The sequence below is a fragment of the Flavobacterium sp. GQ95 genome, from assembly GCF_059758655.1.
The window spans coordinates 627,715-640,449 of sequence record NZ_JCAXEB010000001.1; the positions used below are offsets into that span (position 1 = coordinate 627,715).

Consider the following 12,735-nt stretch of genomic DNA (forward strand, 5'->3'; position numbering starts at 1 on the left):
AGACTATTAGACTAACTTAGATTGTTAGATTTTTCTTGACAACTATTTAGTCTTAAACATAAAAAAACCCGATTTCTAAAAATTAGAAATCGGGTTTTTTATTATATCAAAAACTACCTTATCTTTCCAGCTTTACATCCGGTAAAGTTTTAGGACGAGTTGCATCATTTGATAAAATCCATCCTGTGCGATACATCCACTCTGTCATTTTACGCAGTTTTACGTAATCGATATTTTCTGCTTCATCCATCGGAGTGTGGTATTGACTGTGTAAAACACTGGTAAAAAACACAGACGGAATTCCTTTGCGGGCATAAGGCAAATGATCTGAACGGAAATAAAAATACTCGGGATGTTCTGGTCTGTCCCAAAGTTTATCCAAATCAAATTTTGGTCCTTCGTCATTTGCTTTTTTAGCAATAGCCACCAAATCAGAAGAATTTTCGTGAGGAGAACTTGAGCCTAATAAAGCGGCCTGATTCACATTATTTCTCCCGATCATATCTCCGTTTAAAACGGCAACAATATCTTTTTCAGGAACTGTTGGATGCGCTGCATACCAACGTGACCCTAACAAACCTCTTTCTTCAGAACCATGAAATACAAACAAAGCTGTTCTTTTTCCCGGTTGTTTTTTGTACGCTCTTGCAATCGCCAACATCGCAACACAAGTACTCGCATTATCATCAGCTCCGTTATAAATTGAATCTTTACCATATTTTTGTCTTACACCGTCATGATCCTGATGACCACTAAAAAGAACGTATTCATTTTTCAATTTCGGGTCCGTTCCTGCAATTGTCCCCACCACATTTACTGACGGATATTTATAGGTTTCCGAAACCACTTCTGCAGACAAAACATCTTTCGTGTTTTTCAGATATTCTAATTGATCGCCATGTACCCAGAAAACCGGCATTGTTGAACCAATTTTATCACGAAAACCTTCAATTCCGTAAATTCCTCTTGTCATTTGGGGTTCGACCTGAGACCAGCTTTGTTCTGCTAATTCGTCAGCCACCATAATAAGTGCTACAGCGCCTTTTTTAACTACAAGGTCATAATATTTGTTTCTTACCAATCCCGGATAACGTCTGTCAAAAAGCGAAATATCATCAGCAATTCCTTCTTTAGAAGCTAATAAAACAACTACTTTCCCTTTTACATCGGCTTTTTCAATTTCTTCTTTTGTCGCCGCACCCAGATATACTAAAGAACCCTCTACTTTTATATTGGTTGTTTCTGCTACCAAAACTTCTTTCCAAAGTTTGTAATCTTTTTGACCAATTTTAAATTTTGTATTGGAAGTTACCTGATGCCTGAATAGATCGAAAAACTGAAAATAAGTTCCGTCATCACCAGCCGGAACCATTCCTGCCTCTTTCGCTTTATTAGCCAGCCACATCGATACTTTTAACTCATCTAAAGTTCCTGCCTCACGACCGTTAAAATGGTCGCCAGCCATCTGGTACATATCAGTTCTAAGATCCTTATCAGTTATTGCCGCAACTAAAGGTTTTTTGATTGTTTGCGAAAAAGCAAGCCCTCCACAAATAATCAAACCTAAGATCATTTTGTTTTTCATACGTTTTAATTTAGTATTCCAAACTTACTAATTTATATACAAAAAAAGCTCTTTTTAAATTTGAAAGATCTCTAAAGAAAACTCTTCTTCTTATAATCAAACAAAAACCCGACAGATTAAAAATGTGTCGGGTTTACTTTTTATTTAATAACAGAAATCTAATACGTTCCGTCTTGCATCTTAGTTAAGGTCTCACGGATTTCAGTAGCTGTTTCCTGCTCTATCTCAGCGCTTAAATATTTTACTGCCTGTGTTTGAGTTTCGATAGCTTTTTGTTTTTGTCCATCCTTGTAATATAGCTGGGCCAAAGTATCTAAATAATAAGGATTGTTTTTAGTAACTACTAAACTATATTCAGACCAGGTAATTGCCGACTTTAAAAAGTTAGCATTAGCAGGTTTCAAAACTACAATCCAGGCAGCAGAATTACATAAATTTGAATGGTATTCTTTAAACGCGTTCCAACCGTTATAAGAATAATCAGAAATTGGGTCTAAAGTTGCATACATTTCATCTAATCGTTCAATGGCACCTCCTTTATCAATTGCTAAATTGGCATTGAAATAACTGCTAAATTCCTTTAAGTAACTCGTATTTGAACCGTCCTTATCTTCGACTTCACCTAAATAGGCAAAGTAATTTTTATAACATTCAAAGTTTCCTTTTCCGGCAGTAATTAGTTTTTTATAAACTGATATTGTCTTGTCTTTATTTGCTTCTCCGGAAATTCCATCTATTTCTATATAGGCATTTTGTTGCAGTGCTGAAGTAATTTCAGCAATTACATTACCAACCAAATGTATTTCCCCTTCTTTTTCATTAAAAGCTACTCTTTGAGTTTCTATAGCATCAGCATGTTTTATCAAATAATCAATGGACAGAAAATCAGTATCGGTCAATACTTTGTCTACATTAAAAAATTGCTTATAAAATCCTTGATTTTTAATTTCTTTCAGAATTGTTTCTACCAAATACATGTTCGGTTTTGCATCTTTTTGATGTGCTTCAATTAATTTTTTCCAGGTTTGAGAAACTGTTTTTTTATCCAGTGTCACTTTTACAAGCTTAAAATCCTCAGGATTCTCCGCACTTGCTTCGGCATAATCATAATCGTAAGGCATTTCGAGAACAGCTGCTTTATTAAATGCCATAATCAAATCGGCATCCGTAGCTTTTTTATTTTTAATCACTTTATCAAAAGACAGAAGAGCATTTACTCTTTGCGCTTTTTTATAAAATCCGTCATAATAATTAAACTGAGCTTGTTTGTCTTTCAAATTAGATTTCGAAGTTGCTAAAATATCTCCGTTTTCATTCAAAACAATTATGCCTGGATTGTCTGTGATTTTATTCATTTTTAACCATTTTTTATCTTCGGCGGAAGCCAAATAATAATTAAAAAGATCGTATTCTGCATGATAAGCATCATACATAGTATATCCAACTTGTGTTTCCTGATCTTTTATAAAAGTATCAAAATCACTTTTTGCTGAAGGACTTTTACTATCAACATAAACAACCAAAAGCTTGTTTCTTGTGGCCGAAATAGCATTTTTTAAATTGTTTTCAATCTTAAATTTAAAATCAAATTTAGTTGAAGGATAAGAATCTACAACTGCGGCACTATCAACCGTAGCATCTGCGCCAAAATCATCACTTATTAATGCTTCCTTTCCCGGATAAGTCCAGTTCGAAATAGTTTGACTTTCAACTGGAATAACTTTTGAAACTGCAGCTTGAGGAGCATCTTTTTCATTTAAAAAAACTAATGGATTCTTTCCTTTTTGCTCAGAAATTCTCAACTCATTTGTTTTTTGATCAAAAAAACCAGCAAGTTTTAGATCACCTAATGCAGCTAATTCATAATTAATAGTCACTTCAGAAACATCTTTTGGCAACGCAAATTTTGACAATTTACTCTCGCCATTGTAGTCTTCATAAACCAAATACAAATAATCTGCTTTATCTATTTCAAATTCTAAATTTGTTTGTATAAAATCCGGATCAACTTTAGTTCTAATATCATTGAGTTTTTGATACTTAACAGGATCGTTTGAGTTTTGTGTTCCGATATAGAACGAATAATAGGAAGGTTCTAAAAACTTAATTTTAATTTTTTGCGCTTTTTTATCAGTTGCAAAAGCAACATCAAAAGCATTTTCTGATTTAACCTTTTGTAAAAATAAAAGTGAATCACCTTTAATCTCATAATCTCCGGAATAAAAAACCAACTCATATTTATTATTCTCTAATAAATTTAATTTGATTTTTTCTCCTTTATTTGCAGAAAGATAAGTTCCTTTTTGAATGCCTTTTGTTTGAGAAAACGAAACAAATGTTACACAAAAAACGAATAAGAAACTCCATTTAAAATTACGCATACTTAAAGTTTTGGCTGTTAATATCATGCGTAAAGATATTGTATTCCTGATTAAACAAATCACAAAAAAGAAGCTTTGTAATTAAAATACTATAAATTATATTTCATCGAAAAGATAATATATCGTGGCTGAACAGTGTATTGAGAAACTCTTGTAGAGAACTGTGAGAAACTGTCATCATTAAGATATCTTGTATTTAATAGATTGGTTGCAGCAATTTTATATTCCCATTTGCTGTCCTTTTTTTGATAAATCAAACTGGCACTTAAAAAATCGTATTCGTTGTCGACCGTTTTATCAGTATTATAATAATGATAAAATTCATACTCTGAAACAAACGAAAAACTATTCCAAAAGTAATAATCCAATCGTGCAAAAGGTTTGTCTGTATAATAGGTTGAACCACTGTATTGATTGATTAAGGCGTTATATCCTACTTCTAAATTCGGAAAGTTTTTATAATTTGTTGAAGCTCTAACGGTATAACTCTGAGTAAAACTCTCCGTTGTTGTTAATTTTTCATTCTGAATATTATTGAATTTTGACCAGTTAAAACTTGCAACTGCTGATGCTTTATAATTCTTTAAAAAAGAGCGTCCGTAACTTCCCATTCCTGAAAAAGTTTCATCTGCCAAGTTAGAATTATAGGGTACTGAAGATTGATTGATCCCATCAAAATCAGCTTTGGTTTTAATGGCATCTACTTTTTTAGTGTATGTTGCATTGGCAAAAATGTTCTCGAAATTAAACATATTGTATTTGAAATAGCGTAGCGAATGAACTTGCGAAGTGGCATTTTCTAAAAATCGATTTCCTCTAAACAAACTGCTGTAATCTGATAAAACATAACCCGCCGCCAATTGGTTTATATCTGTAAAATCGTTCGATAAAGAGAAATTATAAGTCAATGTCTCTGATTTCTTGATTTGATATAGGGCAAAAAAATCAGGTAATACTTTGGTGAAGTTCTGAGAATAATCTGTTCCCAACTGTGTGTTTGTCATTGAATAAGAATGCAAACTTACTCCTGGTGTCAATGTAAATTTACCAGATAAAATCTTATAATGAAAACCTAAAAAAGTATCATTAAAATTATAATTTACCTGATTATTATTTTGAGGATCATTCAAATCATTTCGATCACCGTTATCCAACATCTGAAAGATATGAGAATTAAAATCCTGATATGAATAGGTATTTCCTAAAGTGATATTAATATTACTTTTTGGCGTTACCATATAATAGTAATCCAGTTTTGCATCTAGTTTATTTGTTTTCACAAAACGGTTCTGATTTAAATCATTTCTCTCATTCTCCGGAACTGGAATATAACCTGACAAATCGAAGGGTTGTGTTCGTAAATTGGCATTGTAAAAAGGATTTTCATCCTGATATAAGTGCTGCATTTCAAAAGCAAAAATATTTTTATCACTTTGAGTATAATACAAACTTAAATTTTGATTTATTGATGTGGGATCTTGCTTTTTATTTGTGAAGATTGTTTCAATTGAAGTTACATTACTTTCTACAGCTTCACGTAATAATTCTGTATCCTCATCTTGTTTGGATAATTTGGTTAAGATATCATAATCAAACTGAAATTTATCATTGGGCTTATAAGTTGAACTCAATTTAAAAAGACCCAAATTGTTTTTCTGATGTGTTAATTCATCTCGCTTTTGTTGATCACCAGAATCTAAAATAGTTGTTTGGGATTTCGTTTCTAAATCTGTTTTTGATGCAGAAAGTATTCCGAAGCCGCTAATATTCCATGCTTTTGTAACAGAATAAGCAAAATTGGTTGCACCAAATTTCGTTTCGATTTCCTTGGCACGATTATTTCTCAAAATTGAAATTCCCAAATCATTTGATGAAACATTAAAATTGCTTCCGCCCTTTTTCATCATATTTTTAAATCCGCCCGTGAATTTAAAATAATCCTGAGCTGTGAGGGGGAGCTCTCCAATATTATTAAAATTGGTAATTAAATTAATGGAGTATTTCGGACTGTAATAAAACAATTTCGGATTAATAATATAACGACTGTCGCGTTCTGCAACTCCAATTCCGGCAGTTGCATCACCAAACCAAAAGTTCTTTTTGCCTTCTTTCAGTTTGATATTCATAGCGACATTATCCTGATCGTTTTCTAAACCCTTTAAGGCGCCAACTTCATTATAATTTCGCAAAACCTGAATTTTATCAATCGCATCGGCAGGGATATTTTTCACACCCAATTTGGTATCTCCATCAAAGAAATCTTTTCCTTCCACCATTAATTTACTTACTTTTTTTCCCTCAACTTCAATTTCACCGTCAGCATTTACCTCAACTCCCGGTAATTTTTTTAAGACATCTTCCAGCTTTTTTTCTGTTCCCGATTTAAAAGAATCGGCATTATAAACAATGGTATCACCTTTTATGGAAACTGGCATTTCACGTACAATTTCAACGTCTTCAAGTTCAATTCCTGCGCCATCCATCACAATATTCTGAACTATATTTTCAGTGTTAGTTGAGATAGCCATTTCTTTCGATTTCATTCCGAGATAACTTACCTTAACCGTATACGAAGTATTAGGCTTTAAAGTAAGCTGAAACTTTCCTTTATCGTTTGTAATTCCGTATGAATCCATTGCCTTTGTCCCATTGTTTACGGCCATAATATTGGCCATCTCCAACGGATTCTTTTGCTCGTCCTGAATAACACCATCAAAACGTACAGTTTGGGCAAAGGTTATAGACGTCATTAATAAAATAACGAAGAGAAGTATATTTTTCATGGGAAAAATCTAAAGGATGATGTAGTTAAATTAACGTCTGATCAGTACTGGTCCACCATCCGGACCACCTTCGCGGCCACGGTTCATTTCTCTAAATTCTTCCATTTTTTTAATTACGGTTTCGTCGTAATCTTTCTGAGAGATCACTTTACCTTTTGTAGGCGCTTTTATCTCAACTTTATCTTTTGCATTCAAAACAATTTTTGAACATAAAATAGTGGTTCTTCCATCATTTACTTCTAAAATCAAACCAGGCAAACCCCAATAATTCTCTGGCCCTTGGTTTACGGGAATTTCCGGAGAATACCATGCAGTTATGATAATCTCTTTTGGAATTTCAAAATTGTCTGCAAAATTGGTTTTTGTTTCTCCTGAAGTTTTTTTGGTATCTTCTTTTTTGTCTTCAGGCTTTTTGTCGTCGCCATTTTTAGGTCTGAAATTTCTAAAATCAGTTTTGCTGGCTTCTTTTACCGCTGTTGCTTTATAACAAGTATAGCCACCAATTTGTTTGGTTTCAGATTCCATTTTCCAGTTTAATTTTGGCAGAGAATCTATCACCAGAAACTCTTTTCCCATAAATTCTTTATCTACGGTATACGATTTACTTTTTACATCTTTATAAAAAGTGCCACCACCTCCCATAAAAGAGTTCATCATGATTCGCATTCCCCCGCCTTGTTGCCCCGGAGTTTCTAATTTTTCTTCTTCTTTATAAATAGAAGCCGATTTATCAAAATTTAAAATAAAGGTTTTCTCCAGCATTTTTTTCATGCGCTCTTCCATGTTTTTCTGCATTTCAGGTGTAATATCTCTGTTCGCACGCATTCCATCCATTTTAGGTGCCTGCGTTTTTGACTCATAAACAGCCATTCCCTGAAAATCTTTTTGTGCACGCATTTGAGTAAATACGAGTATCAAAGACATATATATAAATATTTTTCTCATTGCATCTTCTTTTAAATTGAGTAAATCAATAAAACTTACTCTCAAATGTATTATTAATTTTAAAATACTGAAAATTAAATATATCAATACCAATAACCTATCGACGAAATCAGTTGTTAATTAGATTGTTGCAATTTTGAAAAGTTTTAAAGACAAAATCAAACTTAATATACAATTTAAGCCATTTCGTACTATAGTTTTTTGTAATTTGGCTCTTTTGAAACCTACTTCTTATGAGCAAAACAGTGCAAAAAATTTTAATTCTACTTTTTATTGCCTGTTCATTCTCAGCTGTTTCTGCACAAAATCAAAAAACAAACGCAACCTTAATCTCTCAATTTAATACTGATATTGATGATTTCTTAGGATATGATTCTTTTGGATTTTCTTATCATATTAAAAATAATGTTTTTAGAAAAACTAAAGGAAATGAGATTTTTGAGTACAAAAATGTTTCATTGGGAAATATTACCAAAGTTGACATTCTAAATCCTCTTAAAATAGTTTTGTTTTATGAAGATTTTAATACCGTTGTTTTATTAGATAATCAATTAAATAAAATGACAGAAATTAATTTTTCCCAAAACAGTATTCCTATTGTTGTACCAGCTATTGGCATGTCAACCCAAAATCAGTTGTGGATTTTCAACACCTTAAATCAACAAATTGGTCTTTTTGATTATTTAAAAAATGAATACAAAACGGTTTCTACACCTTTAACAGAAGGGATAAAATATTATCAGACTGACTTTAATACTTTTTATTGGATTGATAAAAAAAACAATTTCTTTTCTTGTGATATTTTTGGAAAAATAACTGCTTTAGGAAAAATACCTGCCTTTGACCAAATCGAAATTATAAATCCAAATTCTTACATTTTTAGAAAAGCTAATCTGCTGTATTTTAAAGACAAAACAAGTGCTGACTTGGATACCTTTTCTGAAATTGAAATTTTGCAAAAAAGCTTTGATAAATTCTGCTACAAAGACCAAATTTTATCTATTTTTACAGCTAAAGAAATCACCAATTATAAAATCGTAACACCGTAATGCACATAGCAATAGCAGGAAATATAGGCGCAGGAAAGACAACTTTAACTAAATTATTAGCCAAACACTTTAAATGGGAACCCCATTATGAAGATGTTGTTGACAATCCGTACTTAGATGATTTTTACCACCAGATGGAGCGTTGGTCATTTAATTTGCAGATTTACTTCTTAAACAGTAGATTTCGTCAGGTGCAACAAATTCGTGAAAGCGGAAAAAAAATCATTCAGGACAGAACGATTTATGAAGATGCTTATATTTTTGCTCCCAACTTATATTCAATGGGATTAATGACAAGCCGTGATTTCGAAAATTATACTTCTCTTTTTGAATTAATGGAATCGTTAGTAAAAGCTCCTGATTTATTGATTTACTTAAGAAGTTCTATACCGAATTTAGTGGGTCAAATTCACAAACGCGGACGAGAATACGAGAATTCAATTTCAATTGATTATTTAAGTCGATTGAACGAGAGATATGAAGCCTGGGTTCAGACTTATACTAAAGGAAAACTTTTGATTATAGATGTTGACAATATCAACTTCGTAGATAATCCAGAAGATTTAGGAAACATCATTAATAGAATTGATGCTGAATTGAACGGATTGTTTTAGAAACACAAATTCCACGGATATGCACGAATAAAAAATGCCTCTAAAAAAAATTTAGAGGCATTTTTTTATTTAAAACCTTTGTCGAAGTTTTAAACTTTGACAAAGGTATCAATCATTTTTTATTTCGCAGCTTCAATTTTTGCTTTCACTTCTTCTTCAGTTCCTTCGTAAACTTCAGTTGTCGTTTTTCCGTTTTCAGTTTTGGTTACGGTTCCAACTGTGACACCATTCGTAGTTGACAAATTAACCTCAACTCTATTTTTACTGTATTTGGTTGTATCGAAACAATCTGTTTTTTGATGAGTGTATTTTCCGTTTGCATCATAATGAGCCAGACATTTTGCTGTTTCTTCAGCGGTACATCCTTTTTCTTTGCACATTTTAATACATTCTTCTTTTGTCATTCCTGACAGATCTCCACATTTAGAAGCACCAGCTGCATTCATTTCCATTTTACAACAAGAACCCTTTTCAGCCATAGCTGAAGACGAATGACCTTCTCCTAAAATTGGAGCAATAACCAATCCAATTAAACAAGTCAATTTAATTAAGATGTTCATTGATGGTCCGGAAGTATCTTTAAACGGATCTCCAACAGTATCTCCAGTCACCGCAGCTTTATGTGCATCAGAACCTTTGTATGTCATTTCACCGTTAATCATAACTCCGGCTTCAAAAGATTTTTTAGCATTATCCCAAGCACCTCCGGCGTTGTTTTGAAAAACTGCCCAAAGCACTCCAGAAACAGTAACTCCTGCCATATATCCACCTAACATTTCAGCAATTAACTGATTGTTATCTCCGTAAACTAATTTACCCAATAATACAATTGCAATCGGGAAACCAATTGTCAAAATTCCAGGTAACATCATTTCACGTAAAGCCGCTTTTGTAGAAATCTCTACGCATTTACCATATTCTGGTTTTCCGGTTCCTTCCATAATTCCCGGAATTTCCTTAAACTGACGACGTACTTCGTAAACCATATCCATTGCGGCTTTCCCCACAGAATTCATTGCTAATGCTGAAAAAACTACCGGAATCATTCCACCGACAAATAACATTGCCAGAACTGGCGCTTTAAAAATATTAATTCCGTCAATTCCAGTAAAAGTTACATAAGCAGCAAACAAAGCCAACGAAGTTAAAGCTGCTGATGCAATTGCAAAACCTTTTCCGGTTGCAGCAGTTGTATTTCCTACCGAATCTAGAATATCTGTTCTTGTACGCACTTCTTTCGGCAATTCGCTCATTTCGGCAATTCCTCCGGCATTGTCAGAGATAGGTCCGAAAGCATCAATTGCTAATTGCATTGCTGTTGTTGCCATCATTGCTGAAGCAGCCAAAGCAACTCCGTAAAAACCAGCCAAAGCATAAGAAATCCAGATTGCTGCGGCGAATAATAAAACGGTCGGGAAAGTCGAAATCATTCCGGTTGCTAAACCGGCAATTACGTTTGTTCCTGCTCCTGTAGATGATTTTTGTACAATCGCCATAACGGGCTTTGTACCCAATCCTGTATAGTATTCTGTTACTGATGAAATTGCTCCACCAACTACTAACCCAACCAAAGTGGCATAAAAAACACGCATTGATGAAATATCTTTAGAGCCTTCTCCAAAGAAACTCATCTGCATCGTCTCTGGTAACATATATTGAACTAAGAAAAAACATGCAATTGCCGTTAATGCAATTGAAACCCAGTTTCCTATATTTAATGCTTTTTGTACTTGTGCTTCTTTAGCATTATCATCAGAGATTTTTACTAACATAGTTCCGATAATCGAAAATAAAATTCCGAAACCGGCAATTGCCATTGGTAGTAAAATTGGACCAATTCCTCCGAAAGCGTCCTGAATAGAACCGCCCATATCTTTGATCACATAATTACCTAAAACCATAGCTGCTAAAACTGTCGCTACGTATGAACCAAATAAATCAGCTCCCATTCCGGCAACATCTCCCACATTATCACCCACGTTATCGGCAATAGTAGCTGGATTACGAGGATCATCTTCGGGAATTCCTGCTTCTACTTTACCAACTAAATCGGCACCAACGTCGGCTGCTTTCGTGTAAATTCCACCACCTACTCTGGCGAATAATGCTATTGATTCTGCACCAAGCGAAAACCCGGCTAAAGTCTCTAAAACCTTAGTCATATCTTCAGATGATGTCCAGGTACCGTTCATGAATATTTGAAAGAAAACGATAAAGAAACCCGTTAATCCTAATACGGCAAGACCTGCAACGCCTAATCCCATTACGGTTCCGCCTCCAAAAGAAACTTTCAAAGCCTGAGGCAAACTTGTACGTGCGGCCTGCGTTGTTCTTACATTCGTTTTAGTTGCTATTTTCATTCCCATATTTCCAGCTAAGGCTGAGAAAAAGGCGCCAAAAATAAAAGCAACTACTATTAATATATGTGTGGTAGGAACGATAAAAGAAACTCCTGCTAATACTAAACTGGCACCAATTACGAAGAAAGTCAACAATCGATATTCAGCTTTTAAAAATGCGAGGGCGCCTTCATAAATGTGATCTGAAATTTCTTTCATTTTACCATCTCCGGCGTCTTGTTTTAAAACCCAAGTCCTTTTTATTCCCATGAAAAGTAATCCTAAAATTGCCATGACAATTGGCAAGTAAATCATAAATGCATTCATAATATAGTAATGGTTTTGGTTAATAGTCAATAAACTAACTAAAACGAATTTAAACAAAAAAGCAATACTCCTAACGGAGTATTGCTTTTTTTATAATAGAATAGGGTAAAAATTATTTAATACTAAATAATCCCTCTGGTTTATTTTCGATATCATCAAAACGCTTCGTACACTCAGCAATAATTGCAAATGCTTCGTTTACATCTCCCCAACCTTCAACATCAACTTTTTTGTTTTCAAGGTCTTTGTAAACCTGGAAGAAATGCTCGATTTCTTTCAATAAGTGTCCATTAATATCTGAAAGGTCATTTAATGAATTCCAGATTGGATCTGAAACTGGTACACAAATGATTTTTTCGTCTGGTCCTTTATCGTCTGCCATGTGGAAAACACCAATTGGCTTTACTTCTATAACACATCCAGGGAAAGTTGGTTCATTTATCAAAACCAATACATCAAGAGGATCACCATCAAGAGCTAAAGTTTCCGGAATAAATCCATAATCAGCCGGGTACATCATTGAAGAGAATAACATTCTGTCGAAACGCATTCTTTTGATTTCAAAATCGTATTCGTATTTATTTCTGCTTCCTCTTGGTATTTCGATTAATACATCGAAAGTCGTTAGTTTGTCTGCGGTCATTTTCGTTTTTTATTATTTCTATAAATTCGATTGCAAAAGTAACCTAAAGAATCCTTTTTTACAATGAAA

8 protein-coding genes are annotated in these 12,735 nt (G+C 33.6%); 2 read left to right on the forward strand and 6 right to left on the reverse strand.

What is annotated here, in order from left to right:
* Positions 1–118 precede the first annotated feature (118 nt).
* The 4 genes from AC6CH4_RS02695 to AC6CH4_RS02710 form a co-directional block, all read right to left on the reverse strand.
* Entirely contained in the window at positions 119–1,585 is a 1,467-nt protein-coding gene (locus AC6CH4_RS02695; protein ID WP_498099934.1) for a M28 family peptidase, read from the reverse strand.
* A gap of 158 nt (positions 1,586–1,743) precedes the next feature.
* Positions 1,744–3,966 (reverse strand): hypothetical protein, encoded by a 2,223-nt coding sequence (locus tag AC6CH4_RS02700; protein WP_498099936.1) that lies wholly within the window; start codon positions 3,964–3,966, stop codon positions 1,744–1,746.
* Between the two features lie 89 nt (positions 3,967–4,055).
* The gene (locus AC6CH4_RS02705) at positions 4,056–6,749 is read right to left on the reverse strand and encodes a carboxypeptidase-like regulatory domain-containing protein (protein ID WP_498099938.1); all 2,694 of its coding nucleotides are present in this window, start codon (positions 6,747–6,749) and stop codon (positions 4,056–4,058) included.
* 30 nt (positions 6,750–6,779) lie between these two features.
* A complete protein-coding gene (locus tag AC6CH4_RS02710; protein ID WP_498099940.1) occupies positions 6,780–7,694 on the reverse strand; it encodes a GLPGLI family protein in 915 nt (304 codons plus the stop codon).
* A 233-nt stretch (positions 7,695–7,927) separates the two neighbouring features.
* On the opposite strand from AC6CH4_RS02710, the gene AC6CH4_RS02715 reads away from it, so the two are divergent.
* The gene (locus AC6CH4_RS02715) at positions 7,928–8,743 is read left to right on the forward strand and encodes a hypothetical protein (protein WP_498099942.1); all 816 of its coding nucleotides are present in this window, start codon (positions 7,928–7,930) and stop codon (positions 8,741–8,743) included.
* Positions 8,743–9,357, forward strand: coding sequence for a deoxynucleoside kinase (locus tag AC6CH4_RS02720; protein WP_026983862.1), 615 nt, complete (start codon positions 8,743–8,745; stop codon positions 9,355–9,357). Before AC6CH4_RS02715 ends, AC6CH4_RS02720 begins: the two co-directional genes overlap by 1 nt.
* 119 nt (positions 9,358–9,476) lie before the next feature.
* Here AC6CH4_RS02720 and AC6CH4_RS02725 read toward each other — a convergent pair whose 3' ends face one another.
* Positions 9,477–12,023 carry a sodium-translocating pyrophosphatase gene (locus tag AC6CH4_RS02725; RefSeq protein WP_498099944.1) on the reverse strand — a complete coding sequence of 849 codons (2,547 nt, stop codon included), beginning with the start codon at positions 12,021–12,023 and terminating at the stop codon, positions 9,477–9,479.
* A 112-nt stretch (positions 12,024–12,135) separates the two neighbouring features.
* Entirely contained in the window at positions 12,136–12,666 is a 531-nt protein-coding gene (locus AC6CH4_RS02730; RefSeq protein WP_056190205.1) for an inorganic diphosphatase, read from the reverse strand.
* Positions 12,667–12,735 lie beyond the last annotated feature (69 nt).

Bases quoted from the DNA above. Each gene is read 5' to 3' on its own strand.
- AC6CH4_RS02705 (WP_498099938.1), bottom strand. From the start codon at position 6,749: ATGAAAAATATACTTCTCTTCGTTATTTTATTAATGACGTCTATAACC.
- AC6CH4_RS02700 (WP_498099936.1), bottom strand. From the start codon at position 3,966: ATGCGTAATTTTAAATGGAGTTTCTTATTCGTTTTTTGTGTAACATTT.
- AC6CH4_RS02725 (WP_498099944.1), bottom strand. From the start codon at position 12,023: ATGAATGCATTTATGATTTACTTGCCAATTGTCATGGCAATTTTAGGA.
- AC6CH4_RS02715 (WP_498099942.1), top strand. From the start codon at position 7,928: ATGAGCAAAACAGTGCAAAAAATTTTAATTCTACTTTTTATTGCCTGT.
- AC6CH4_RS02720 (WP_026983862.1), top strand. From the start codon at position 8,743: ATGCACATAGCAATAGCAGGAAATATAGGCGCAGGAAAGACAACTTTA.
- AC6CH4_RS02710 (WP_498099940.1), bottom strand. From the start codon at position 7,694: ATGAGAAAAATATTTATATATATGTCTTTGATACTCGTATTTACTCAA.
- AC6CH4_RS02695 (WP_498099934.1), bottom strand. From the start codon at position 1,585: ATGAAAAACAAAATGATCTTAGGTTTGATTATTTGTGGAGGGCTTGCT.
- AC6CH4_RS02730 (WP_056190205.1), bottom strand. From the start codon at position 12,666: ATGACCGCAGACAAACTAACGACTTTCGATGTATTAATCGAAATACCA.